Origin of the sequence: Brevundimonas goettingensis (assembly GCF_017487405.1) — a bacterium.
Lineage (GTDB): Bacteria > Pseudomonadota > Alphaproteobacteria > Caulobacterales > Caulobacteraceae > Brevundimonas > Brevundimonas goettingensis.
This window is the reverse complement of record NZ_CP062222.1, coordinates 3,942,767-3,965,904: the sequence shown is the minus strand read 5'-3', so window position 1 is coordinate 3,965,904 and position 23,138 is coordinate 3,942,767. Positions and strand designations below refer to the sequence as shown.

Below are 23,138 nucleotides of genomic sequence, written 5' to 3'. Positions count from 1 at the left end.
TCATAGGCCGGTTTGCGTTGCCCGCGAAAGTCCGGCGCCCGTTCTGGACAGTCGCCGTTACTCGACCGTCACCGACTTGGCGAGGTTTCTAGGCTGATCGACGTCGGCACCCTTCACCACGGCCACATGATAGGCCAGCAGCTGGATCGGGGCGGACATCACCAGAGCCGATACCAGAGGATCGCTGGCCGGGGCCGTGACGACCACGCGCGCGCCCGCCGGAGCGTGTTTGGCGCCCTCCGGATCGGTGATGAAGACCACCTGGCCGCCCCGCGCCATGACCTCGCTCATGTTCGAGGCCGACTTCTCGAAATAGCTGTCGTACGGCGCCAGGATGATGATCGGCGTCTTGTCGTCGACCAGGGCGATCGGGCCGTGCTTCAGCTCGCCCGCGGCATAGCCCTCGGCGTGGATATAGCTGATCTCCTTCAGCTTCAGCGCGCCTTCCAGAGCGAGCGCCGACATCGGACCACGCCCCAGGAACAGGACGTCGCGGGCCTTGGCGATGTCGACGGCGATCTCCTTGAGCGCGTCCTCCAGACCGATGGCCTCGGCGATCAGGCGGGGGGCCTCCAGCATCACCTTGACCATCCGCTCTTCCTCGGCGGCGTCGATCATGCCGCGCGACTTGGCGGCGGCGACGGCGAGAGCGATCATCACCGACACTTGGGCGGTGAAGGCCTTGGTCGAGGCGACGCCGATCTCGGGACCGCAGTGGATCGGCCAGACCACGTCGACCTCGCGGGCCATGGTCGATTCCTGGGCGTTGACCACCACGGCGCTCTTCATCCCCTTGGCCTTGCAGTAGCGCAGGGCGGCCAAGGTGTCGGCGGTCTCGCCCGACTGGGACATGGCGATGACCAGCGAGCCCGGGCGCAGGGCCGGTTGGCGATAGCGGAACTCCGAGGCGATCTCGACGTCCACCGGCAGATCGGCCAGCTGTTCGATCAGATATTTGCCGATGACCCCGGCGATATAGGAGGTGCCGCAGGCGACGATCTGGATCCGCTCCAGCGTCTTGAAGTCCAGGTCTCCGGGCATGGCGGCGCGCGAGGTCAGGGCGTCGACATAGGCCGCTATGGTGCGCTGGCAGCCCTCGGGCTGATCATGGATTTCCTTCTCCATGAAGTGTCGGTAGTTGCCCTTCTCCATCATGACGGCCGAGGTCGGCACGACCTTGACCGGGCGGGTCACCGCCGCGCCCGAGGCGTCGAAGATGCGGGCGCTGTCGTGGTCGATGGCGACGTAGTCGCCCTCTTCCAGATAGATGACGCGGTTGGTGAAGGGGCCGACGGCCAGGGCGTCCGAGCCCAGGAACATCTCACCCTGCCCCTCGCCGACCACCAGCGGGCTGCCGCGCCGGGCGCCGAGGATCAGGTTGTCCGCCCCCTCCACCAGCACCGCCAGGGCATAGGCACCCGTCAGCCGGTCCAGCGTCGCCTTGAAGGCCTCCAGCGGCGCCAGCCCCGTCGCCAGCTCGGCGTCGATCAGCTGGGCGATGACCTCGGTATCTGTGTCGCTCTCAAACGTCCGGCCGGTCGCCGCCAATTCGGCCTTGAGCTCGGCGAAATTCTCGATGATGCCGTTGTGGACCAGGGTCACGCGGCCGGCGGTGTGCGGGTGGGCGTTCTTGACGTTCGGCGCGCCGTGGGTCGCCCAGCGCACATGGCCGATGCCGTTCTGGGCCACCAGCGGCTGCTCGGCCAACACGGCCTCGAGGTTCTTGATCTTGCCTTGGGCCCGGCGGCGCTCGACCTTTCCGTCCACGACAGCGGCCACGCCGGCCGAGTCATAGCCGCGGTACTCAAGCCGCTTGAGGCTGTCGATCAGCCGGTCCGCGACGGGCTGGGTCCCGACGATGCCGATGATGCCGCACATGATTTCGCTCCTCGGGGACTGAACCCAGCTCGCCTCTATGGGATATTAGGACTCCACGCTGCTAAAATGGCGTTTCGGATGATTTCCGGACCCGGATAAGAAGCGGGCGCGACGATCAAGGAGACCCGTCATGGGCGACAGGAAGTATTTCGGCACCGACGGGATTCGCGGCAAGGCGAACACCCCTCCGATGACCGCCGAGGTCGCCCTGCGCGTCGGTCTGGCCGCAGGCCGCCTGTTCATGTCGGGCGACGACCGCCGCCATCTGGTGGTCATCGGCAAGGACACCCGGCTGTCGGGCTATATGCTGGAGCCCGCCCTGGTCGCCGGCTTTGCCTCGGTCGGGATGGACGTGCGCACCTTCGGCCCCCTGCCGACACCCGGCGTGGCCATGATGACCCGCTCCATGCGCGCCGACCTCGGCGTCATGATCTCGGCCAGCCATAACGACTATGCCGACAACGGCATCAAGCTGTTCGGCCCCGACGGCTACAAGCTCTCCGACGAGATCGAGCTCAAGATCGAGGCCCTGATGGACGCCGGCCTTGACACCGGACTGGCCCCCTCCAACCGCCTCGGCCGGGTCAAGCGCCACGACGAGGTTCCGGCCCGCTATATCGAGATCGCCAAATCGGCCTTTCCCAAACGCCTCAGCCTCAAGGGCCTGCGCGTCGCCATCGATTGCGCCAACGGCGCCGGCTACAAGGTTGCGCCCACCACCCTCTATGAACTGGGCGCCGAGGTCTTCCCCGTGGGCGTCGAGCCCAACGGCACCAACATCAACGCCGACTGCGGCTCGACCCATCCGGCGACCCTGGCCGAGGCCGTCAAACGCTACCGCGCCGACATCGGTATCGCACTCGACGGCGACGCCGACCGGGTCATCATCTGCGACGAGAAGGGCCAGGTCGTCGACGGCGACCAGATCATGGCTCTGGTCGGCCTCGACTTCGCCAAACGCGGCCGCCTCAGCGGCGGCGGCATCGTCGCCACCGTCATGTCCAACCTCGGCCTCGAACGGAAGCTGAAGGCCGAGGGGCTGACGCTGGAGCGCACCAAGGTCGGCGACCGCTACGTCATGGAACGGATGCGCGAGGGTGGCTTCAACATCGGCGGCGAACAGTCGGGCCACATCATCCTGCACGACCACGCCACCACCGGCGACGGCCTGATGGCGGCGCTGCAAGTGCTGGCCGTCCTGGTCGAGAGCGGCAAGCCGATGAGCGAGCTGGCCCGCCAGTTCGACCCCGTGCCGCAACTGCTGGAAAACGTCCGCTTCAACGCCGGCAAGCCGCTGGAGAGCGCCGGCGTCAAGGCCGCCATCGCCGAGGCCGAAAACGCCCTGAACGGCACGGGCCGCCTTCTGGTCCGCCCTTCGGGCACCGAAAAACTGATCCGCGTCATGGCCGAGGGCGACGACGAGGCCCTGGTGAAGAGGGTGGTGTCGGACGTCTCGGCGGCGGTGCGATCGGCGGGCTAGCGGCCGATCAAATTACTTCCCGCTCGGCAGGAAGGGCGAGAAGGTAATCACCGTGAAGGTGTCGCGGATGTGCGGCCGGGTCTGGACGGATTTCGTGACGAAGGTCCCGATGTCCATCTCCTTGGGCAGCTGGAACTTGGCCAGCAGGTCGTACTGGCCCGAGGTCGAATAGACCTCCGAGACGTTCTCGACATTGTCCACGATGTCGGCGGCCACGTCATTGGCGTGGCCCAGCTCGCATTTGATGAAGACGAAGATGGCGGTCATCATGGCAGGCGGCTCCTCCGGCGTTTGGAGCGTCTCTAGCGGATGGTTGCGTGACAGACGAGATCGATCTCGAGGCGGAATACAACAACCGCGCCCGTGTCCCCGACCATATGGAGGCCATGGGGCGGTGGAAGGCGACGGCCGAGGCGGCGCGTATGGCCCATCCGCCCGAGACCATCGCCTATGGCCCCGGCCCGCGCGAGGTCATGGATATCTTCTCCGCCGGACCTGAGGCCCCCGTCGCCGTCTTCCTGCACGGCGGCTACTGGCAGGCGCTGGACAAGGACTGGTTCAGCGGCCTGGCCCCCGCCCTCAATCACCACGGCGTCACTCTCGCCGTCCCCTCCTACGACCTCGCCCCCACGGTTCGGCTGTCTAGGATCCTCGAACGGGTCCGGACCGCCGTCGACCTGATCCGCACCCGCACCGGCAAGCGGCCGATGGTCTTCGGCCATTCGGCGGGCGGCCATATGTCGGCGGGAATGCTGTCCGAGGGCCGCGCCTCGGCGGCCCTCGCCATCTCCGGCGTCTTCGACCTGCGCCCCCTCGTCGGGACCTCGATCAACACCGCGCTGGACCTCAACCCCAACGAGGCCGCCGCCCTGTCGCCGGTCTTCTGGCCCATCCCCAACGGCTCGACCCCAGGCGGCACCGTGCTGGACTGCGTCGTCGGCGGCGAGGAGAGCCCGGAGTTCCTGCGCCAGTCGCGGATGATGGCCGACCACTGGGGAAACAACGGCGTCCAGACCCGCTACGAGGCCCTGCCCGGCCTCAACCACTTCACCGTGCTCGGCCCGCTGCTCGATCCGGACAGCGCGCTCGTGAAGCGGATCGTCGAACTGGCGAAGGGGTGATCCATCCGATGCGAGTCTCATGAGAACCGCCCTCGACGCGCCTGCCGAAGCCCTTGATCCATCCGAAAGAGCCTTTGTCCTTGAGGTGAAGGAACACGGCTGGTTTCGCACCAACGTTTTCGCTGACGCCGAAGGCCCGGGGTTCTCGTTCACCACAGGCTTCTGGCTGAACGCACAACATCCTGAGGTGATTGTGTGTGGCCTGAAGAGCGAGGTGGCGCACGACATCCTCTGGGACCTGTTTCGAGACGCCAAGTCAGGAAAGCCGATAGCCATCGGCCAACGAACGCTCGATGTCTTCGGCAATTTTCCGGCCTACGCCTTCCCGGTCGCGGAGCGCTTCTATGCCGACCATCTCGGCTGGAGTCGGTGGTTCTATGCAGGCGACAGCTTTCCCTGCGTCCAGATCGTATGGCCGGATCGGGCAGGCGTATTTCCGTGGGAAGAGGGGTTCGACGTCACCCTCTTCGATGCTCAACCGGACCTCACCGAACACGGCTGGAACGCCGGGGTCGTCGGATAGGCGAGCGTCGGCGCCGCCACTGACACCAAATGTTTGATGACGCCCCGGCGCCCGGGGCCTATCTCACCCCCATCACAACGCCGAGCCAGAGCCTCCCCATGCGCCACAACCGCCTGACCGTCCTGACCGCCCTCGAAGCGCAAGGTGTGGCGCCCGTCTTCTATCATCCGGATCCCGAGGTCTGCCTGAACATCATCCGCGCCTGCGCGCGCGGCGGCGCTCCGGCGGTCGAGTTCACCAACCGGGGCGATTTCGCCGCCGACCTGTTCGGCGAGATCCATCGCGAACTGATCCGGACCGACCCGTCAGTCGTGCTCGGCATCGGCTCCATCGTCGATGCCCCGACGGCCGCCCTCTATATGTCGCGCGGCGCCCGCTTCGTGGTCTCGCCCTGCCTGGTTCCCGAGGTGGCGAAGGTCTGCAACCGGCATATGGTCGCCTATTTCCCGGGCTGCGGCTCGGTGACGGACATCGGCGAGGCCCAGGAGTTGGGCTGCGAGATCGTCAAACTCTTCCCGGGCTCCAGCGTCGGCGGCGCCGACTTCGTCAAGGCGGTGCTGGGCCCGATGCCCTGGACCAAGATCATGCCGACCGGCGGCGTCGACCCCGACGAGGCCTCCATCGCCAAATGGTTCGGCGCCGGCATCGTCGCGGCGGGCATGGGCTCCAAACTGATTACCGACGCCGCCATCAAGGCCAAGGACTGGGCCGGCATCGAGGCCAATGTGAAGCTGGCCGTCGACAACATCGCGGCGTTCAGGGCGTCGAAGAAGTAGCCCTCAAACACCGCTTACCCCGGCGAATGCCGGGGTTCAGATTCACACGCGGCGCCTGAGGTTTCGCGCCGTCTCGGCTCTGCGGCTGACACCCGATCCGTATCTGGATCCCGGCTTTCGCCGGGATGAGCGGTGATGGATTGGATGACGGATTGTGGGGCTACCGCTTCCGGAACCGGCTCGCTTCCGCCGCCAGGTTCGAGCCCCAGTCCGTTTCCTTGACGTCCGGCTCGGCCAAAAACGGCAGTTCGCCCGAGACACCCCGCATCGCAAGGGCCAGCGGCAGGGCCAGATGCGGCAGAAGCCTCAGCGGCTTCCTCTTCTTGTCGGTAACGTCCCAGCCTTCGGCCTCGAACGCCTCGACCATGTCGGACGGCGACAGCCGCTCGATCCGATCCCAGTCGGTGGGCTTCTCCGTATCGTCCGCCGCCTCAAGCGACAAGCCGAACAGAGCCGTCGAAAGCGCGTCGATCTCGTCGCGTCCTTCGGGCACATCCGGATCGGCGAAGCGCGGCTTCATCACCGCCTTCAGCTCCAGATCGTCGACGCCGGGCAGGTCTCTGAGGGTTCGCAAGGTCATGGCTGACGGTTTAGCGCTTGACCCCCGCCCCGAACAGGCCGCCCACAGATCCTTTGCAAGGACCGCCAATGGCCACCGAAACCGTCTACATCGTCCAGGCCTATGTCCAGGGACGCGGCAAGGGCCTCAAGGCCGAACCCCAGGTCGGCTGCAAGACGCCCGAGGAGGCCCGCCGCAAGGCCGAGCGTCTGGCGCCCCTGCGGCTCGGCGTCGTGGCCTTTTCGGTGTCCGCCGACACCGAAATGGGCGACTATGACGAGAACCCCACCATCCTGTTCAAGGCGGGCCAGCTGCCCGAGATGTTCGACTGAGACCGACAGTCGCGGCCATCCGCCCCAACATTACAGGGTCGTAACTTCCGACCGGCGTTCTTGCTGATACGGTCCCGCATCCCCTGACGCGCCCCTGGAGTTCCGCCCATGCCCCGCCTCGCCCCGCTTCGCGGACTCGTCTTTGGCTGCTCCCTGCTGGCGCTCGTCGCCGGAGCCCCCGCCATGGCCCAGACTCCTCAAGCGCCCGCCGCTGGCCTTGAGGCCCTGACCCCGCCGCCGCTGAACTTCACCCACCGCACCCTGGCCAACGGGCTCAACGTCTACGCCATGCCCGATGCGACCGCCGGCACGGTGACGGTCCAGCTCTGGTACGACGTCGGCGGCAAGGACGATCCCGAGGGCCGCTCCGGCTTCGCCCACTTGTTCGAACACATCCTGTCGCGCAAGACCGTCAACCTGCCCTACGGCCAGATCTCGACCATGGTCGAGAACGCGGGCGGCACGCGCAACGCCTCCACCGGTCAGGACACCACAAACTATTACGAGACCGTCCCGCCCCAGTATCTGCAGCAGATGCTGTGGACCCACGCCGAGCGGATGGCCCGCCCCGTGGTCGACGAGGAAGTGTTCAAGACCGAGCGTGACATCGTCAAGGAAGAGCTGCGCCAGCGCGTCTACGCCCCGCCCTACGGCCGCCTCGGCGTCTTCGTCATCGGCGACAACGCCTATGACGACCACATCTATCGCCGCCAGGTGATCGGCTCGATCGAACAGCTGAACACCGCCACCCTGCCCGACGCCCTGGCCTTCCACGAGGCCTACTACCGTCCGGCGACCGCGACCCTGATCGTCTCGGGCAATTTCGATCCAGCCCAGCTGGACCGCTGGGTCGACCAGTATTTCGCGGGCATCGAGAATCCGGCCCGTCCGGTCCCGCATTTCGAGCGCCCGGCCTTCGTCAAACGCACCCAGCCGCGTTCGATCGTCGCCTACGCCCCGAACGTTCCCCTGCCCGCCGTCGCCGCCATCTGGCAGGGCGTCAGCGCCTCGGACCCCGACGGCCCGGCCCTGGAGGTCATGAGCGCCATCCTGTCGCGCGGCGAGTCCAGCCGCCTGTATCAGTCGCTGGTCTATGGCAAGCAGCTGGCCGCCTCGGCCTTCCTGCGCGCCGGCGGCGATGACGAGGAGGGCGGCTCCATCACGGCCCAGGTCACGGTCGCCCAAGGCAAGTCGGTGGACGAAGCCGAGGCGGCGCTCAACGCCGAACTCGCCCGCATCCGCGACACCGCCGTCACCCCGGCCGAACTGCTGGAAGCCCAGACCGAGCTGTTGTCGCAGGAGCTGCGCGGCCGCGAAACTGCCTCAGGCCGCGCCTTCTCGCTCGGCTCGGCCGTCATCGCCGAGCACGACCCGTCCGGCCCCGACAAGCGCGTCGCCGCCATCAAGGCGGTGACCATCGCCGACGTGCAGCGCGTCGCTCGCCAGTACCTCGACGACAGCGGCCGGGTCTCGATCCGCTACCTCGACGAAAGCCAGCGCCCGGAAGGCACGCCCGACTTCGATCATCAGACGGACTGGAAGAACCCGGCCCCGGTCCCGACCTTCGTGACCGTGCCGCCGGCGATCCTGCCGCCCAACGCCCTCAAGCCCGAGGGCGAGCGCGAGGCCCCGCCGCCGCTCGGCGCCGCCCGCCCCGCGGTCGCCCCGGTCATCGCCGAACGCACCCTGCCGAACGGCCTGCGCGTCATCGTGGCGAAGTCGACCGACCTGCCGATCATGAACGCCCAGCTGGTCATCGCCGGCGGCGCCGCGGCCGATCCGGCCGGCCGTCCGGGCCTGGCCTCCATGACCGCCAACCTCGCCACCCAGGGCGCCGGCGGCCGCACCGCCCCCGAGATCGCCCGCACGCTCGAGGCCCTCGGCGCCAATATCGGCGGCGGCGCTGGCGCGGATTCGACCACCCTGTTCGTCTCGGCGCCCAAGGCTTCGGCCGACGCCGTCGGCGCGGTCCTGTCCGACGTGGTGCAGAAGCCGACCTATTCGCCGGAAGAGCTGGAGCGGTCGCGCGTCCAGTCGGTCAATGCCCTGCGCGTCGCCCTGCGTCAGCCCGGTCCGCTGGCGTCCCAGGTCCTGAACCGCATCGCCTACGGCGCCGCCCCCTACGGCGCGCCCTCGGCCGGTACCGTGGCCTCGCTCGGCGCCATCTCGCGCGACGAGATCGTCGGCTTCCATGACGCATGGTGGCGGCCCGACAACGCCGCTCTCATCATCACCGGCGGCATGACCGCCGAGGAGGGCTTCGCCTTCGCCGAACGCACCCTGGGCGGCTGGGCCAGACCTTCGGGCGCCGTCCCGACCGTCGGCGCCCGCGCGGGCGAGGTTCAGGCCCCGCGCGTCGTGGTCGTCGACCTGCCCGGCTCGGGCCAGGCCGCCGTCTCCGCCGCCGTGCGCGGTCCGAACCGCTCCGATCCGTCCTTCTATCCGCTGGCGGTCGCCAACGCCGTCATCGGCGGCGGTCAGAACGGTCACCTGTTCCAGGAGGTCCGGGCCAAGCGCGGCCTCAGCTACGGCGCCTATTCGGCCCTCGGCGCGCGCGTCGACAACGCCCTCCTGACCGCCTCGACCCAGACCAAAAACGAAAGTGCGGCCGATGTCGTCGAACTGGTCCTGGCCGAGCTCGACAGGCTCAAGACCGAGACCGTCACCCCGACGGCGGCGACCGACCGTGAGACCTTCCTGACCGGCGGCTTCTCGCGCTCGATCGAGACCACGGGCGGCCTCGGTGGCTTCCTCGCCGACGCCGTGACCCTGGGTCTGCCGCTGAACGAGAGCACGGCCTATGCGACGAAGATCGACGCGGTCACGCCCGAAACGATCCAGGCCGCCGCCGTCTCCACCCTCGGATCCGACCGGGCCTATGTGGTGGTGGTCGGGAATTCGTCGCTGTTCCTCGACGCCCTGCGCGCCAAACACCCCGACCTGGTCGTCATCCCGGCGGCCTCGCTCGACCTCGGCAGCCCGACGCTGGGCCTGTGATGCTCCGGGCGCTGGGGGGCTCCCCTAGCGCCCGAAATGCTCCAGCAGGAAGGCCGCCTTGGCGCGGTAGAAGTCGATGATGTTGGGCAGGTCCGACAGGATGTGCCCCTCGCCCTCGTAGCGCATATAGGTCACCGTCCCGCCCGCCTCGCGAATGGCGGTGACGAAGGCGTCCTGCTCGCCCGCCCCGTTCCTCGGATCGTTGGCGCCGACCTGGACCAGCAGGGGCGTCCGGATCTTCGCGGCGTTGTTCATCGGCGAGATGGAGGCGAAGAAGGCGCGGTCGTCGGGGTCGTGGACGTCGCCGTATTCGACCCGGTCCGAGGCCTGCAGCGACGGCGCCGCGTTCTCCAGATTGCGCACCCAGTCGGCGACCCCCACCTCGCTGACCCCGGCGACGAACAGGTCGGGATAGGCGCCCAGAACCGCATTGGTCAGATAGCCGCCGTAGGAGGGGCCGCCGACCGCAACCTTCGATCCGTCCAGCCCGGGCTGCGCCTTGATCCAGGCCACGGCGTCGGCCAGGTCGCCGACCTCATTGACCCTGAGCCTGCGGTCGTTCAGCGCCGCCCCGGCCTTCCCGTCGCCGTCCGAGCCGCGATAGTTGAAGTCCAGCACCGCGATCCCGCGCGCGACCAGGTACTGCATGTCCGGCTTCCAGTCGACGCGGGCATGGCTGGTCGGCCCGCCGTGCAGCCTCAGGAAGACCGGGACCGGCCCCGTCGCGCCCTTGGGCCGGTACAGCAACCCGCTCAACGCGACCCCGTCCCGCGCCGTGAACCGGACCGGCTCCGGCGTGACCAGTCCGGCCAGGTCGATCCCCGCCGGATCGGGCGCAACCACCCGCCGCGCCTCATTGGTCTCGGGCTTCCAGATCCACACCTCGCCCGGGGTCGTCGGCCCCTTGATCAGGATCGACAGCACCGGGGCGTCATGGGCGAAGCCGAAGCTGTAGGTCCCGGCCGGCAGATCCGGCGTCGGCAGGGGGCGACCCGTCGTCAGGTCCAGCGCATTCAGCTTCACGAAGCCGGTGTCGTCGGTCGCATAGACGAGGATCTTCCCGTCCGGGCTCAGGGCTGTATTGAGCACCTCATGCTCCGGCTCGGCGATGATATGTAGCTGGCGCGACGCCAGATCATAGTGGCCCAGCACCGCATGGTCGTGGCCCTCGTCCGTCGCCAGGAAGAAGCCCGACCCGTCCGGCGACCAGCTGATCCCGTGATAGACGGTCGGCTCGGCCGGCTTGCGCAGGCTCTCCTCCTTGCCGGTCTTAAGGTCCATCAGGCTCAGGTCGTTGCCCCGCTCGCCGCGCGCCTCCTGCATCAGCATCAGCGACCCATGCGGCTGCACATCCGCCGGATAGAGGCCAAGCCGCCCCGGCCCGATCAGCTTCGACCCGCTGCCGTCCAGCGCCGCTGAATAGAGGTCGAAGCCGTCGCGGCCGCCGGCGGTCGTCGCATAGAGGATGGTCTTCCCGTCCGGCCCGAAATCCCCCGGAAAGGTGAAGGCGTCGCTGCGCGGCAGGACCTCCACCTCCTTCATTCCGTCGGGCGTCACCGAATACAGGCCGAACCGTTCGTCTCCGCCCTTGTCGGCGCCGTACAGAATGGCCTTGCCGTCCGGCGTCCACATCACCCCGTCGATGCCGAGACCATAGGTCAGCCGACGCGGCGCCCCCGACCCGTTCTGGCCGTCCAGGCCGACGATCCAGACCTGAGGCTCGCCCGTGACAGTGCTGACGAAGGCCAGTTGCGTCCCGTCCGGCGACAGGGCCGCCTCGCTGGGCCCGCTGGCCATCAGATAGCGGGTCACATCCGGCGTCGCCGATCCCGCCAGCGGCACGCTGACCGGCTGCGGCTTCGGAATATCCGCCGCGATCGGCCAGACCGCCGCCCCCTCCGCCGTCTGGGCCAGGGCGGGCAAGGCCGCCGCCCAGGAGAGAGCCAGGGTCGAGATCAGACAGGCGGCGCGCATGGGATCACCCTCAAGGAACGAAGATATTCGAACCTCGCCGGTCGCCGACGCTCTGGCAAGCCTTCCCGAGCCTCCACGGATGCCAATCGCCTTTGGCTTGAGGTGACTGACAGGTCGCGACGTCTTCCGAACAGGTGGCTCTCTCCACCTCTGCGGCCGTTTCGGGGGAGACGGCCGGATCTGCACAGATCAACGGCCCGGCGTGGGGCGCCGGGCCGTTTCTGCATTCAGGGGGTGGACTGGTCGCAGGGATGCGATCCGCGCGGGGAGCGGCGATAGGCGACGGCGACCGACCTGTTGCGGACGGGTGGCTTAACGTCTGCTACCGCTTCCGAACTGTGCATCCAGCCAGGCTTCGCGTTCGTCGCAGCTAGCGAACCGCCCGACGAGCTGGGTCACTTCCGCCATTCCGTCTTCTTCCAGGAAGTAGCCACCGTTCTCCGGCACTTCAGAGAGCGGACAGATGAACGGGGCATCGAACGTGAAGAACGCTTCGAAGGTCGCTGCCGCCGTTTGTCTCATTCCTCGACCACGGGATGCGACACGATCGTGCAGACGTAAGTCGCCCCTGCGACCCGTCGCAACGTGCGTTGCGGTGTATGCACGATTGTTTCGAAAATCGACCTTCGACATGCGCCGTTCCTTGGACGGGTACAGCCGGCAAGTTGGCCTGACCCAGCAGACACATTAGCCAGCTGGGAAGCAACCGCCCCCCATAGCCGCCCCCTCCAAGGCCCGCTTCCGGCAGCGTCTCAGATCACCCGTACTCCGACGCCGTCTTCCTTCGCGGGACCGACGGCCACATCCAGAGTGTCCGTGCCGAAGTTCACGCCGGAGACGGCGCGCTGGACCATGGCGCGGATTTCGTCGGACGGGCGGGCGGTGCGGACGTCCAGATACCAGCCCCGGCGGTCGGCCTCGCTCCAGTGGGCGCGGGCCAGCCAGGCGGCGGTGATCCCCGTGCCGCCGACCGGTCCGAAGGCCGCGGCCAGACGCTCGACCAGCACCGTCGGAACGGGCTCGGGCGCGCTCAGATGGACCTTGCCGCTGGGCCGTCCGCCGCCGGCCTTCAAGGTCTCGGCATGGCGGTTTGCGGCGGCCAGCAGGTCGGCGATGTCGTCCTTCTGGAACACCATCGCCCGGGTCGAGCCGGGGTTCAGGATGATCGGCCCCTCGCGGAACAGGTGCAGCACCTGACGACCGTTCATGGCGATGAATGTGGTGTCCTCGCCCCAGATCGACTGCAGCCGGCGCGGATCGGTGAAGACGCCGGCGGCCACACGGCCGTCGTCAAGGGTCACGCCCTTGACGTCCATCCCCTCGTCGGGCCGCAGGGTGCGCATGCCGGTCGCGCCGGGCGCGATCGCGGCGAGGGTCGCCCCGTCCGGCGCCAGGAACAGGTCAACGGTCGCCAGCAGCTCCTCGAAGGCGCGCCAGTGCTGGGGATCGGCCATGGCGGCGTCGATCACCTGCTCCAGCCCGTTCAGGGGCGCGTCTGTGGGGGCGGGCGAGACGGCGGTCAGAAAATCGGTCATGCCCGATCCTTCGCCGCGCGAGACGGCGCCGTCAATCGAAGGCTTGTATCGCACATTATTTCTATATTACTGGAAATATGGAATCGATATCCGCCGCCGAAATGCTGTCCGCCCTCGGCCATCCGGGGCGGCTCGCCGTCTTTCGGCTGCTGGTCCGGGCCGGACCGGAGGGGATGGCGGCGGGCGAGATCGCGCGGACACTGGAAGTCCTGCCCAACACCCTCTCTGCCAATCTCAGTATCCTGTCGCAGGCGGGACTGACGATGTCCCGTCGCGAGGGTCGGTCTATCCTCTACGCCGCCCGTTTCGACCGGATGCAGTCGCTGCTGGGCTGGCTGGTGGAGGACTGCTGCAACGGTCATCCGGAAGTCTGCACGCCTCTCGCCGAAATGGCCCGCACCTGCTGCGGAACGGCGGCGTGACCACCCGAACGCTCGCCCTACCGACGCCGCTCGACTTCGACCTGCCTCGCAGGCTGGCGGCAGAGGCCCTCGGCTCGGCCCTGCTGCTGATGGTCGTGGTCGGCTCGGGAATCATGGGTCAGCGCCTGTCCGACGGGAACGACGCCGTCGCCCTCTTGGCCAACAGCCTGGCCACCGGCTGCGGCCTGGTGGTCCTCATCTGGATTTTCGGACCCGTCTCGGGCGCGCACTTCAACCCGGTCGTCACCCTGGTCGCAGTCCTGCGCAGGGACCTGCCCGGGCGTGCGGCCCTGACCTATGTTCCCGCCCAGATCCTCGGCGCCGTCGTCGGCGTCTGGGCGACCCATCTGATGTTCGGACTGTCCGTCTGGCAGGTCTCGGCCCACGTCCGCACAGGCGGCGACCAACTCTTCGCCGAGGCCGTCGCGACCTTCGGCCTGCTGGCGACCATCCTCGGGACCACGCGCTTCCGCCCCGAGACGACCCCGGTCGCTGTCGGCGTCTACATCACCGCCGCCTACTGGTTCACGGCCTCGACGGCCTTCGCCAATCCCGCCGTCACCCTCGCGCGGTCGTTGACCGACACCTTCGCCGGCATCGCGCCGGGCGGCGTGCCCGCCTTCATTCTGGCCCAGACCTCCGGCGCCCTTATTGCCCTAGGGATGATCCGCTGGCTTCTCGATGCACGGAAAATCTCATGAGCGACGCTAACTTTCCCGTCGTCATCTTCCATAATCCGGCGTGCGGAACCTCGCGCAACGTCGTCACCATGGTGCGCGCCGCCGGATATGAGCCGACGGTCGTCGATTATCTACAAACTGGCTGGACTCGCGACCAGCTCCTCGGCCTCGCGACGCGTGCGGGCCTCGGTCTGAAAGATCTGATGCGGGAAAAGGGAACGCCGGCAGCCGAACTCGGCCTGCTCGCTGGCGATGTCACGGACGAGCAGATTCTCGACGCGATGCTCGCGCACCCCATCCTCGTCAACCGCCCGATCGTTCAGACGCCGAAGGGCGTCAAACTGTGCCGCCCGTCCGAGGTGGTATTTGACCTGCTGGAGCAGCGGCCGGACGTCTTCGTGAAGGAAGACGGCAAGATCGTCCGGTTTTGACGCCAAAACGGGCGGCGGTCCTTTCTACGCGACGCCATACACGCGCCGTGGGGACCGCCGCCGTCTATTACGTAAGGACGACGATGGCCACCCGCCGGTTCTGGGCGCGGCCTTCGCGGGTCGTGTTCGGCGCGACCGGGGTGTCGGCGCCGTAGGAGATGGTCGACATCCGGTTCAGGGCGATGCCCTGACGGCTCAGCGACCGGCGCACCGCCTCGGCCCGCTGGGCGCCGAGTTCCTCGTTGTATTCCGGGCTGCCGGTCGAGTCCGTGAAGCCCTGGATTTCGAGGTAGACGTTGCGGTTCTCGGACTTGAGCCGCGTGGCCAGTTCGGCCAGACGCTGCTCGGCTTCCGGCGAGAGCGAGTGGGCGTCGGTCGGGAATTTCACTGAGTCGTCCGACAGCACGACCTGATAGAGGAACTTGCCCTCGGCCAGCTTGTGCGCGTCATTGGCGCGTTGAAGCGCCTGACCCGCAGTGCCCTCGACCTGGGCCAGATGCTGGTCGGTGGCGTCGACGCGGGCGTCGACCACGGCGATATTGTCCCGTACGAAGCGATGGGAGGCGCAGCCGCTCGCGGTCAGCCCCACCATCATCACGACACCGGCCATGGCCACCGCGCGGGGGGTGATACGCCCCTTGAAGCTGGTGACGGGCGCGGCGCCCATGAATGTCGATCTGATCAAGATCAGTCTCCTTATTCCGGCGGGGCGCGACGTCCGCGTGAATGCGCCCGGTCAGGTGGGAGGTCGGAATCGGCCTCAGAATGACCGGGAAAGGGCCGGATTACGTCAGCTTGACCATAACAAAATCAGGCGTTTGGGACCTTTCGCGGAGCGAAACGCTCAAAGGCGCCGCCACGTTCCTGACGCGGGGAAATGATCTTTTTTTCGCGTGACGACGCCGCCTCCATCTCGACAGGATGTCGCCCCGCCCGGGGACGCCCCTCGCACACGCCCCGGCGGCCGTCGACGCCGCGTGATCGCCGTGGCGGCCAGCGTCGGCTTCCACCTGCTTCTGGTCGTCCTCCTCCTGCCTTTCGCGACCCATGCGCCGCCGCTCGCGGAGGACCCGCCCGTCGTCGTCACCCTGACGCGGCCGGAGCCTCCGCCGCTCGCCCCGCCCGCCCCGACGCCCGGCGCCGAACCCGGCGGCGGCGCGCGCCGAGAAGGCCGAAAAGCCGACGCCTCCAAAGGCGCCCGAGCCCGCCGTCCCCCTGCCGGCGCCGAAGCCGGTCGTCGCCCCCGTCCGGCATCGTCCGGCCCGTACGCCGCCGCCGACGGTCCCGACCGTCGTCGCGGCCGCCGCCCCCGCCTCGACCGAAGGCCAAATCTCCATTGTCGGCGAGGCCCAGCTGGCCGGCGCCCTGACCGCCGGCTCGGGCCAGGGGACGGGTCCCGGCGACGGCCTCGGCGCGGGTTCGGGAAACGGCGTCGGCTCGGGCAGCGGAACCGGCGGCGGTCGCTGCGACATGGTCGAACGGCTCCAGACCGTGCTCCGCCGCGACGCCAATATCCGCGCCGTCGCCGCCGGCGCCCATTCCGCCCTCTCCGCCGGCCAGTCTTCAGGAAGGGGGCGCCCTCCTCGTCTGGAACGGCGACTGGCTGAGGAACCCCGGTCAGGAGGGAAAAGGTCTGGCCGGTCTGCGTCAGGCCATCGCCGTCGAGGTCGCCTTCGCCCCCGCCGCCTGCCGCGCCCAGGTCGTCAACGGCCTCGTCCTGATCCGTCTCGGCGACGCCCCCGGCGACCCCGCCTCGCCCTCGGCGCCGGCCGCTGGCGCTGGTCCGACCTTCTGGGCCTCTGACGGCGAAGATCGTCGTTCGATGACGGTCGCGCATTCCGAAACGGTCGTTTCCGAAACTGCGCCTTTCAGAAACAATGTGTTTCGACCGTTTCTATTTCGCATCCTCCGGGTTCGGGTAGCTTGGCCTCACACCGGTCGCGGCGGCGACGCCAGACCCCGCCGGTGAGTGCCCCGCTTCCCGTTCCCCAACCTCTGAAATCAGGATCAGACCCATGCCCTTCGTGAACGCCGCCGACGGTACGCCCATCTTCTACAAGGACTGGGGACCCAAGGACGCCCAGCCCATCGTCTTCCATCACGGCTGGCCCCTCAGCGCCGACGACTGGGACGCCCAGATGATGTTCTTCCTGGCGAAGGGCTATCGGGTCGTCGCCCACGATCGCCGCGGCCACGGCCGCTCGGGTCAGGCCTCCGAGGGTCACGACATGGACACCTATGCCGCCGACGCCGCGGCCGTCTATGAGGCCCTCGACCTCAGGAACGCGGTCCACATCGGTCACTCTACCGGCGGCGGCGAGGTCGTTCGCTACGTCGTCAAGCACGGCGCCGGCCGCGTCGCCAAGGCCGTCCTCGTCAGCGCCGTCCCGCCCCTGATGCTCAAGACCGAGGCCAACCCCGGCGGCCTGCCCATCGAGGTCTTCGACAGCTTCCGCGCCGGCACCGCCGCCAACCGCGCCCAGTTCTTCCGCGACGTCGCCGCCGGCCCCTTCTACGGCTTCAACCGCGAAGGCGTGACCCCGCAGGAAGGCGTCATCCAGAACTGGTGGCGTCAGGGCATGATGGGCTCGGTCAAGGCCCACTACGAAGGCATCAAGGCCTTCTCGGAAACCGACTTCACCGAGGACCTCAAGGCCATCACCGTCCCGACCCTCGTCCTGCACGGCGATGACGACCAGGTCGTGCCGATCGCGGACTCGGCCCCGCTCTCGGCCGCCCTGGTGAAGGGCAGCCAGCTGAAGATCTACCCTGGCTTCCCGCACGGCATGCTGACCACCCACGCCGAGGTCATCAACCCCGACCTGCTGGCCTTCATCCAGTCCTGAAGCCCCCGCGCCCGCTTCCTCACGGAGGCGGGCGTCCTTACCCTCTGAAAGTCCCCTGATGTCCGACCTCGACCCCGAAATCACCGACAACCGCGAGACCCACCGCTACGAGCTGGTCGTCGACGGCCAGACCGCCGTGGTCCAGTACAATGAGGTCGCCGGCGGCCTGCTGATCTCCGAGACCTTGGTCCCCGTCCCGCTCGAGGGCCGCGGCATCGCCAGCCGCATGGCCCGCCACGTCCTGACCGACATCCGCGATCGCGGCCTCGTCGTCCTGCCCACCTGCCCCTTCTTCGCCGGCTATATTCAGAAGCACCGCGAATGGGCCGACATCGTCCACCCCCACTACCGCACAGCGCTCGGCCTCTAGACTGCATCTTTCTCGGGACAGAAGGCGCAAGCCTCTTGCGTCTTCCGCCCCTTCGCTGCACCTCGGCGGCAAGCCTTCCCTGTGAGCCGACGATGTCCGAAGAATTCTACCGCATGCGGCGCCTGCCGCCCTATGTGATCGCCGAAGTCAACAATATGCGCCACGCCGCCCGCACCGCCGGCGAGGACGTCATCGACCTCGGCATGGGCAATCCGGACCTGCCCCCGCCCGCCCACGTCATCGACAAGCTGATCGAGGTCGCCCGCAACCCCGACGCCCACGGCTATTCCCAGTCGCGCGGCATCCCCGGCCTGCGCCGCGCCCAGGCCAACTATTACGCCCGCCGCTTCGGCGTCGACCTCGACCCCGAGACCGAGGTCATCGTCACCATGGGCTCCAAGGAGGGTCTGGCCAGCCTCGCCACCGCCATCACCGAGCCCGGCGACGTGGTCCTGGCCCCCAACCCCTCGTACCCCATCCACACCTTCGGCTTCATCATCGCCGGCGCCGCCATCCGCAGCGTCCCGACCACGCCCGACGATAAGTATTTCGAGGCGCTCGAGCGGGCCATGGCCTACACCGTGCCGCGCCCCAAGGTGCTGGTAATGAACTATCCGTCCAACCCCACGGCCGAGACGGTGGATCTGGCCTTCTATGAGCGCGTCGTCGCCTTTGCGAAGGCCAACGACCTCTGGATCATCTCCGACCTCGCCTATTCCGAGCTCTATTACGACGGCAAGCCGACCGTCTCGATCCTTCAGGTGCCGGGCGCCAAGGACGTGGCCATCGAGTTCACCTCCCTGTCCAAGACCTATTCCATGGCCGGCTGGCGCATGGGCTTCGCGGTCGGCAACAAGCGGCTGATCGCGGCCATGGCGCGGGTGAAGTCCTACCTCGACTACGGCGCCTTCACCCCGATTCAGGCCGCCGCCGTCGCCGCCCTCAACGGGCCGCAGGACATCGTCGAGAAGAACCGCGCCCTCTACCACAAGCGCCGCGACGTCCTGTGCAAGAGCTTCACCGCCGCCGGCTGGGACATCCCCAAACCCGCCGCCTCCATGTTCGCCTGGGCCCCCCTGCCCCCGGCTCTGGCCCACCTCGGCAGTCTGGAGTTCTCCAAGCAGCTCCTGACCCACGCCAAGGTCGCCGTCGCCGCCGGCGTCGGCTACGGCGAGAACGGCGAGGGCTATGTCCGCATCGCCCTGGTCGAGAACGAACAGCGCATCCGTCAGGCCGCCCGCAACATCAAGGCCTTCCTCAAGGCCCGCGGCGTCAACGGCCCGTTCGGGGATGAAGCCGGCTAAGCCACGCGGCGCCGATCACCTCCCCATCGCCGCAGGGCGATGGGGAGGACAGACCGCGCAGCGGTCAGGAGGGGGCCAACACCCCACCATCGTCTCCTCCCCACGCAGTGGGGAGGGGGACCGCGTTGCCCTTCGCGCCGTGGTGGAGGGGCTCTTCAACCCAGCTCCGTATCCATCTCCACCTCTTCCTCCCCATCCACCTTTGGCGCCTCCGGCAACACCACGCCCTGCGCCTCCGCCACGCCCCTCCAGTAGGTCTCCGCGCCTCGGCGCCCCATCAGCGCCCCTCGGGTGAATTCCCCCATCGCCTTCGTCCAACGCGTTTGCCGCTCCGCCTCCTCCCGTTTGTCCCGCCTCTCCTTCCGGTCCCAGAACCGCTCCTTGATCGCCGTATCCGGATCATTGTCCCGCGCGCCGATCATCGACATGCGCGACAGCCAGCGCCCTTCCGAGCCGAAGACCAGATCCACAATCAGCCCCAGAGGCGCAGTCTCCGGCGTCAGCTCGCTCTCCTTCTTGCGCTCCGCCAGCCGGGTATAGCTCTCCACCAGCCCGGCCAGAGCCTTGGCCTCGTTCCAGAGCCCGCTCCGCATCGCCCGCCCCGAGGCCACCGTCGCCTGATGGGCCAGCTCGGCCGGCCCTACCGGCTCATCCGGTTCGACGTCAGCGCTGAACAACACCGCCGCCCGCGCCCCGGGCGAGGCCGCTTCAGCGGCCTCTGCCTCGGCCTCGGCCTTCGCCACCGCTCTCGCCCGCTGCTCTTCCAACCGTTCCTCCGCCTGCCGGATCGCCTCGGCGTCGCCCCAGTCCCGCTTGGTCGCCTCGTGCTGGGTAATCCGCTTGCGGATGGCGTGCTCCGACACCCGCCACTGCTCCGCGAGCTCCGGGCAGGTGCCCCCTTCTTGTAGGCGTCGAGGATAATCTCCCACGTGTCGTTCGACAGCCGATAGTGGGCCTTCCGATCCGACGGCGCGGTCAAAGCCTCGACCGTCTCATCGGACGCGCGCTTCCATTTCGGCGGCGGATTGGACGCTGAAAAGGTCATGCCGCAAGGATAAGGCGCCCCGCAGATCAGGCCGGAACATCCCCCCCAACGCTCCGCAAACCCCCGCCCCGCCACGAACCCGGGCGCCAACCCGAAACATTCGGACGCCCCTATCCGCTCAGTGGGCGGTCAGGGGGAAGACATTAGACATAGGGGTGCGACGTCGGGGCCGAACCACGGTTACCGCCCTAAGAACGCAAGCAACCGTTCCCAAAAGTTCGGTCCACGACCGTTGGTTTCACATTCCCAAACGACATGGACACGCCAGCCCAAGCTCTCGAGGTTTTGGATATTCTCTCGGTCACGAGCGACGTTGCGCGTGAACTTCGCGTTCCAAAAGTCGGCACGGGTAGAGGGTGAACTGGCGGCTCGACAGCCTGGATGCCGATGCCAGAAGCATCCATGAACGAATACGACGGCCTTCCGAGATGGGAGGACAATATCGGGACTTCCCGGCAGATCTTTGCGATGAAGTCGAAAACGATATCCCGCTCGGTGGAGAGCCGAGCGCACCTTGATCTCTGGCGTTGTGTTCTTCCCACGAACCTTCCGCATGATATCGCTACGCTTGGGATCGACGCACGTTTCGTTCGTTCCGCTGGTCTTGGCCTGCTCCATGGATAGCAGATAGGGAGCGAAGCGGCCCTTTTGCAGCACCTCTTGCGGAAATCGCCAAACGTGAACAAAAGGCGATCGACAGAACGCCGGAAGCGCAGTAGCGTTCTCGGGTCCTAGGGAGAGGCCGCCATGAATCGTCCGATTGGAATCGATCTTTTTTCCGGCGTTGGCGGCATGAGCTTGGGCTTCGAGCAGGCTGGCTTCGACGTCGCGGCAGCGGTGGAAATCGATCCGATTCATGCCGCCGCTCACGCTTTCAATTTCCCTGAGACCACCGTCATTGCGCGCTCCGTTACCGAGTTGACCGGGCAAGAAATTCGAAACATCGCAGGTATCGGCGACCGGAAGGTAGACGTCGTCTTTGGCGGAGCCCCCTGCCAGGGCTTCTCGATGATTGGAAAGCGAGCGCTCGACGACCCCAGAAACGGCTTAGTTCGCGACTTCGTCCGCATCGTTCGCGAACTTGATGCATCTTATTTCGTGTTTGAAAACGTCAAGGGCATAACTGTCGGCAAACATCGCTCCTTTCTTGACGAACTCATCGCGGAGTTCGAAGCGGCTGGCTACGCAGTCGAGAAGCGCTGGAAGGTCTTGAACGCCGCCTCGTACGGCGTCCCACAAAGCCGAGAGAGACTGATCCTGATGGGCTCAAAGCAAGGCCTGGCGCTGCCTCGCTATCCAGATGCAAAAACCAAATCTGCAGGATCGAAAGGATCGTTACCGGAGGGACCCAACTGCAAAGACGCCTTGGCCGACCTACCCGACGCCGAGCGCTTCGAGCGTTTGATCGACAGCGACAGCGTGGCCACGAGTTCTTGGGGAACGCCCAGCGAGTATGCATCGGAAATGCGATGCCGCGCCGGTGAGGCCTGGCATTCCGGCTATGTTCGTTGCTGGAAGCCCCACGTCCTCACGTCAAGCGCACGCACCGAACATACTGCGATATCGCGGCGACGGTTCTCGGAAACAACCCCTGGAGATGTCGAGCCAATATCGAGGTTCTTCCGGCTAAATCCGAACGGAGTGTCCAATACTCTGCGAGCAGGTACTGACGCTGCTCGTGGCGCTTTCACAAGCCCTCGCCCGATTCACTACAAATACAGTAGATGTATCACGGTTCGGGAAATGGCCCGACTACATGGGTTTCCCGACTGGTTTAGGCTTCACGCCACAAAGTGGCACGGGGCCAGGCAGGTGGGAAATGCAGTACCGCCACCCTTGGCCCGCGCGGTCGCGAGCGAGGTGATCGCAGCCATCGGGATTGAAGCCGTTAGACCGACTCGGTCGATCAAGCTGGGCGACCCCTCACTCCTCACAATCAGCATGAAAGATGCCGCACATCGCTTCGGCAACGCCTTCAAACCGCAACGGCGAGACCAGAAGAGCGGAGCGAAGAAGCGTAAGCAGATCGAAATTGAGTATGCGCGCGTGACTTTACAGGCGACAAATGGCTAAGGTACCTCCTCGCGAAAACCGCTACAAGATATTGATAGAGAAGATATTTTTCGACCATTTCGAAGCCGGAATGAACCAGTTCGAGTTTGCTCGCGCTGAAATCGAATCTGTTGCCAACGATCTCGAAATTAAACTCCCGAAGAACCAAGGCGATGTCATTTATGCGCTTCGCTATCGAATAGACTATCCGGAATCCATCACAGCCACTCAGCCAGAAGGCTTGAACTGGATCATCGAAGGAGCCGGACGGGCAGGATATCGCTTCCGGCTGGTCAAGGCTCAACGCGTGCTGCCCCGCGCGGACCTAGTGCTTATTTCCATTCCCGACGCGACGCCTGAACTCATAAGGGCTTATTCGTTAGACGACGAACAAGCGCTGCTCGCGATCGTTCGATACAATCGATTGATCGATACTTTCCTGGGCCTGACCACCTACAGCCTCCAGAACCATCTTCGCACGACCGTGAAGGGGATTGGGCAAATAGAGATCGATGAGCTTTACGTCGGGATAGACAAGCGGGGATGCCACTATGTGATCCCGGTTCAAGCAAAGGGTGGAAAAGATCAAATAGGCGTGGTGCAAACCACTCAGGACATAAGGTTTGTGGAAGAAAAATTTCCCGGGCTGCGCTGCCGAGCGATTTCCGCCCAGTTTATGGAAGGCGGCGTCGTGGCGCTATTTGAATTGACGCTACAGGATGATGAAATCCGCGTAGTCGACGAACGCCATTACAAGCTTGTTCCGGCCAATCATTTAGATGCCCGGGCTATTCGCGCCTATTCGGACTAGCC

Annotated in this window: 23 protein-coding genes; 14 read left to right on the top strand and 9 right to left on the bottom strand. The window is 66.7% G+C overall.

What is annotated here, in order from left to right:
• Positions 1-57: 57 nt before the first annotated feature.
• Entirely contained in the window at positions 58-1,878 is a 1,821-nt protein-coding gene (gene glmS, locus IFJ75_RS19490) for a glutamine--fructose-6-phosphate transaminase (isomerizing) (protein WP_207870515.1), read from the bottom strand.
• A 130-nt stretch (positions 1,879-2,008) separates the two neighbouring features.
• On the opposite strand from glmS, the gene glmM reads away from it, so the two are divergent.
• Complete coding sequence (glmM, locus tag IFJ75_RS19485) at positions 2,009-3,358, top strand: phosphoglucosamine mutase (RefSeq protein WP_207870514.1); 1,350 nt, start codon at positions 2,009-2,011, stop codon at positions 3,356-3,358.
• 12 nt (positions 3,359-3,370) lie between these two features.
• On the opposite strand, the gene IFJ75_RS19480 is transcribed toward glmM, so the two are convergent.
• The gene (locus IFJ75_RS19480) at positions 3,371-3,628 is read right to left on the bottom strand and encodes an Lrp/AsnC family transcriptional regulator (RefSeq protein ID WP_207870513.1); all 258 of its coding nucleotides are present in this window, start codon (positions 3,626-3,628) and stop codon (positions 3,371-3,373) included.
• Positions 3,629-3,675: 47 nt separating this feature from the next.
• Here IFJ75_RS19480 and IFJ75_RS19475 point away from each other — a divergent pair, with 47 nt between their 5' ends.
• The 3 genes from IFJ75_RS19475 to IFJ75_RS19465 all read left to right on the top strand — a co-directional run bounded on the left by IFJ75_RS19475 (position 3,676) and on the right by IFJ75_RS19465 (position 5,778).
• Positions 3,676-4,479: an alpha/beta hydrolase gene (locus tag IFJ75_RS19475; RefSeq protein WP_225896914.1), complete on the top strand. Its 804-nt coding sequence runs from the start codon at positions 3,676-3,678 to the stop codon at positions 4,477-4,479.
• Between the two features lie 19 nt (positions 4,480-4,498).
• The gene (locus IFJ75_RS19470) at positions 4,499-5,002 is read left to right on the top strand and encodes a DUF4262 domain-containing protein (protein ID WP_207870512.1); all 504 of its coding nucleotides are present in this window, start codon (positions 4,499-4,501) and stop codon (positions 5,000-5,002) included.
• A gap of 98 nt (positions 5,003-5,100) precedes the next feature.
• Entirely contained in the window at positions 5,101-5,778 is a 678-nt protein-coding gene (locus IFJ75_RS19465) for a bifunctional 4-hydroxy-2-oxoglutarate aldolase/2-dehydro-3-deoxy-phosphogluconate aldolase (RefSeq protein ID WP_207870511.1), read from the top strand.
• Positions 5,779-5,938: 160 nt separating this feature from the next.
• Here the strand turns inward: IFJ75_RS19465 and IFJ75_RS19460 are convergent, their stop codons facing one another.
• Positions 5,939-6,358 carry a hypothetical protein gene (locus IFJ75_RS19460; RefSeq protein WP_207870510.1) on the bottom strand — a complete coding sequence of 140 codons (420 nt, stop codon included), beginning with the start codon at positions 6,356-6,358 and terminating at the stop codon, positions 5,939-5,941.
• Between the two features lie 68 nt (positions 6,359-6,426).
• Here IFJ75_RS19460 and IFJ75_RS19455 point away from each other — a divergent pair, with 68 nt between their 5' ends.
• Together IFJ75_RS19455 and IFJ75_RS19450 are read left to right on the top strand one after the other, a co-directional pair.
• Complete coding sequence (locus tag IFJ75_RS19455) at positions 6,427-6,669, top strand: hypothetical protein (protein WP_207870509.1); 243 nt, start codon at positions 6,427-6,429, stop codon at positions 6,667-6,669.
• Between the two features lie 108 nt (positions 6,670-6,777).
• A complete protein-coding gene (locus IFJ75_RS19450; protein WP_207870508.1) occupies positions 6,778-9,666 on the top strand; it encodes a M16 family metallopeptidase in 2,889 nt (962 codons plus the stop codon).
• A 24-nt stretch (positions 9,667-9,690) separates the two neighbouring features.
• Here IFJ75_RS19450 and IFJ75_RS19445 read toward each other — a convergent pair whose 3' ends face one another.
• The 3 genes from IFJ75_RS19445 to IFJ75_RS19435 form a co-directional block, all read right to left on the bottom strand.
• Positions 9,691-11,640, bottom strand: coding sequence for a S9 family peptidase (locus IFJ75_RS19445; protein WP_207870507.1), 1,950 nt, complete (start codon positions 11,638-11,640; stop codon positions 9,691-9,693).
• Between the two features lie 312 nt (positions 11,641-11,952).
• Positions 11,953-12,273, bottom strand: a complete 321-nt coding sequence (locus IFJ75_RS19440) for a hypothetical protein (protein WP_207870506.1) — start codon at positions 12,271-12,273, stop codon at positions 11,953-11,955.
• Positions 12,274-12,392: 119 nt separating this feature from the next.
• Entirely contained in the window at positions 12,393-13,175 is a 783-nt protein-coding gene (locus tag IFJ75_RS19435) for an SseB family protein (RefSeq protein WP_207870505.1), read from the bottom strand.
• A gap of 77 nt (positions 13,176-13,252) precedes the next feature.
• Between IFJ75_RS19435 and IFJ75_RS19430 the strand changes: the two genes are divergently transcribed.
• From IFJ75_RS19430 to arsC, 3 genes are all read left to right on the top strand, one after another.
• A complete protein-coding gene (locus IFJ75_RS19430) occupies positions 13,253-13,597 on the top strand; it encodes an ArsR/SmtB family transcription factor (protein ID WP_207870504.1) in 345 nt (114 codons plus the stop codon).
• Positions 13,598-13,686: 89 nt separating this feature from the next.
• Positions 13,687-14,298 carry an aquaporin gene (locus IFJ75_RS19425; protein ID WP_207932692.1) on the top strand — a complete coding sequence of 204 codons (612 nt, stop codon included), beginning with the start codon at positions 13,687-13,689 and terminating at the stop codon, positions 14,296-14,298.
• On the top strand, positions 14,295-14,708 hold the full coding sequence (gene arsC, locus IFJ75_RS19420; protein WP_207870503.1) for an arsenate reductase (glutaredoxin): 414 nt from the start codon (positions 14,295-14,297) through the stop codon (positions 14,706-14,708). The genes IFJ75_RS19425 and arsC overlap by 4 nt, the downstream gene beginning before the upstream one ends.
• A 67-nt stretch (positions 14,709-14,775) precedes the next feature.
• On the opposite strand, the gene IFJ75_RS19415 is transcribed toward arsC, so the two are convergent.
• On the bottom strand, positions 14,776-15,318 hold the full coding sequence (locus IFJ75_RS19415) for an OmpA family protein (protein WP_225897129.1): 543 nt from the start codon (positions 15,316-15,318) through the stop codon (positions 14,776-14,778).
• A 1,405-nt stretch (positions 15,319-16,723) separates the two neighbouring features.
• Here IFJ75_RS19415 and IFJ75_RS19410 point away from each other — a divergent pair.
• From IFJ75_RS19410 to IFJ75_RS19400, 3 genes are all read left to right on the top strand, one after another.
• Positions 16,724-17,554, top strand: a complete 831-nt coding sequence (locus tag IFJ75_RS19410; RefSeq protein WP_207870502.1) for an alpha/beta fold hydrolase — start codon at positions 16,724-16,726, stop codon at positions 17,552-17,554.
• Positions 17,555-17,612: 58 nt separating this feature from the next.
• A complete protein-coding gene (locus IFJ75_RS19405) occupies positions 17,613-17,924 on the top strand; it encodes a GNAT family N-acetyltransferase (RefSeq protein ID WP_207870501.1) in 312 nt (103 codons plus the stop codon).
• A 92-nt stretch (positions 17,925-18,016) separates the two neighbouring features.
• Positions 18,017-19,228, top strand: a complete 1,212-nt coding sequence (locus IFJ75_RS19400) for an LL-diaminopimelate aminotransferase (protein WP_207870500.1) — start codon at positions 18,017-18,019, stop codon at positions 19,226-19,228.
• A 155-nt stretch (positions 19,229-19,383) separates the two neighbouring features.
• On the opposite strand, the gene IFJ75_RS19395 is transcribed toward IFJ75_RS19400, so the two are convergent.
• Both IFJ75_RS19395 and IFJ75_RS19390 read right to left on the bottom strand, forming a co-directional pair.
• Positions 19,384-20,091, bottom strand: coding sequence for a hypothetical protein (locus IFJ75_RS19395; protein WP_207870499.1), 708 nt, complete (start codon positions 20,089-20,091; stop codon positions 19,384-19,386).
• A 362-nt stretch (positions 20,092-20,453) separates the two neighbouring features.
• Complete coding sequence (locus tag IFJ75_RS19390; RefSeq protein ID WP_225897128.1) at positions 20,454-20,828, bottom strand: very short patch repair endonuclease; 375 nt, start codon at positions 20,826-20,828, stop codon at positions 20,454-20,456.
• Between the two features lie 192 nt (positions 20,829-21,020).
• Here IFJ75_RS19390 and IFJ75_RS19385 point away from each other — a divergent pair, with 192 nt between their 5' ends.
• Together IFJ75_RS19385 and IFJ75_RS19380 are read left to right on the top strand one after the other, a co-directional pair.
• Positions 21,021-22,346 carry a DNA cytosine methyltransferase gene (locus IFJ75_RS19385; RefSeq protein WP_207870497.1) on the top strand — a complete coding sequence of 442 codons (1,326 nt, stop codon included), beginning with the start codon at positions 21,021-21,023 and terminating at the stop codon, positions 22,344-22,346.
• Positions 22,339-23,136: a hypothetical protein gene (locus IFJ75_RS19380; RefSeq protein ID WP_207870496.1), complete on the top strand. Its 798-nt coding sequence runs from the start codon at positions 22,339-22,341 to the stop codon at positions 23,134-23,136. Before IFJ75_RS19385 ends, IFJ75_RS19380 begins: the two co-directional genes overlap by 8 nt.
• The last annotated feature ends 2 nt before the right edge of the window (positions 23,137-23,138 follow it).

Coding starts and splice junctions, on each gene's coding strand:
- glmS (WP_207870515.1), bottom strand. CDS start 1,878: ATGTGCGGCATCATCGGCATCGTCGGGACCCAGCCCGTCGCGGACCGG.
- glmM (WP_207870514.1), top strand. CDS start 2,009: ATGGGCGACAGGAAGTATTTCGGCACCGACGGGATTCGCGGCAAGGCG.
- IFJ75_RS19480 (WP_207870513.1), bottom strand. CDS start 3,628: ATGATGACCGCCATCTTCGTCTTCATCAAATGCGAGCTGGGCCACGCC.
- IFJ75_RS19470 (WP_207870512.1), top strand. CDS start 4,499: ATGAGAACCGCCCTCGACGCGCCTGCCGAAGCCCTTGATCCATCCGAA.
- IFJ75_RS19465 (WP_207870511.1), top strand. CDS start 5,101: ATGCGCCACAACCGCCTGACCGTCCTGACCGCCCTCGAAGCGCAAGGT.
- IFJ75_RS19460 (WP_207870510.1), bottom strand. CDS start 6,358: ATGACCTTGCGAACCCTCAGAGACCTGCCCGGCGTCGACGATCTGGAG.
- IFJ75_RS19455 (WP_207870509.1), top strand. CDS start 6,427: ATGGCCACCGAAACCGTCTACATCGTCCAGGCCTATGTCCAGGGACGC.
- IFJ75_RS19450 (WP_207870508.1), top strand. CDS start 6,778: ATGCCCCGCCTCGCCCCGCTTCGCGGACTCGTCTTTGGCTGCTCCCTG.
- IFJ75_RS19445 (WP_207870507.1), bottom strand. CDS start 11,640: ATGCGCGCCGCCTGTCTGATCTCGACCCTGGCTCTCTCCTGGGCGGCG.
- IFJ75_RS19440 (WP_207870506.1), bottom strand. CDS start 12,273: ATGTCGAAGGTCGATTTTCGAAACAATCGTGCATACACCGCAACGCAC.
- IFJ75_RS19435 (WP_207870505.1), bottom strand. CDS start 13,175: ATGACCGATTTTCTGACCGCCGTCTCGCCCGCCCCCACAGACGCGCCC.
- IFJ75_RS19430 (WP_207870504.1), top strand. CDS start 13,253: ATGGAATCGATATCCGCCGCCGAAATGCTGTCCGCCCTCGGCCATCCG.
- IFJ75_RS19425 (WP_207932692.1), top strand. CDS start 13,687: ATGGTCGTGGTCGGCTCGGGAATCATGGGTCAGCGCCTGTCCGACGGG.
- arsC (WP_207870503.1), top strand. CDS start 14,295: ATGAGCGACGCTAACTTTCCCGTCGTCATCTTCCATAATCCGGCGTGC.
- IFJ75_RS19415 (WP_225897129.1), bottom strand. CDS start 15,318: ATGGCCGGTGTCGTGATGATGGTGGGGCTGACCGCGAGCGGCTGCGCC.
- IFJ75_RS19410 (WP_207870502.1), top strand. CDS start 16,724: ATGCCCTTCGTGAACGCCGCCGACGGTACGCCCATCTTCTACAAGGAC.
- IFJ75_RS19405 (WP_207870501.1), top strand. CDS start 17,613: ATGTCCGACCTCGACCCCGAAATCACCGACAACCGCGAGACCCACCGC.
- IFJ75_RS19400 (WP_207870500.1), top strand. CDS start 18,017: ATGTCCGAAGAATTCTACCGCATGCGGCGCCTGCCGCCCTATGTGATC.
- IFJ75_RS19390 (WP_225897128.1), bottom strand. CDS start 20,828: ATGCGGAAGGTTCGTGGGAAGAACACAACGCCAGAGATCAAGGTGCGC.
- IFJ75_RS19385 (WP_207870497.1), top strand. CDS start 21,021: ATGAATCGTCCGATTGGAATCGATCTTTTTTCCGGCGTTGGCGGCATG.
- IFJ75_RS19380 (WP_207870496.1), top strand. CDS start 22,339: ATGGCTAAGGTACCTCCTCGCGAAAACCGCTACAAGATATTGATAGAG.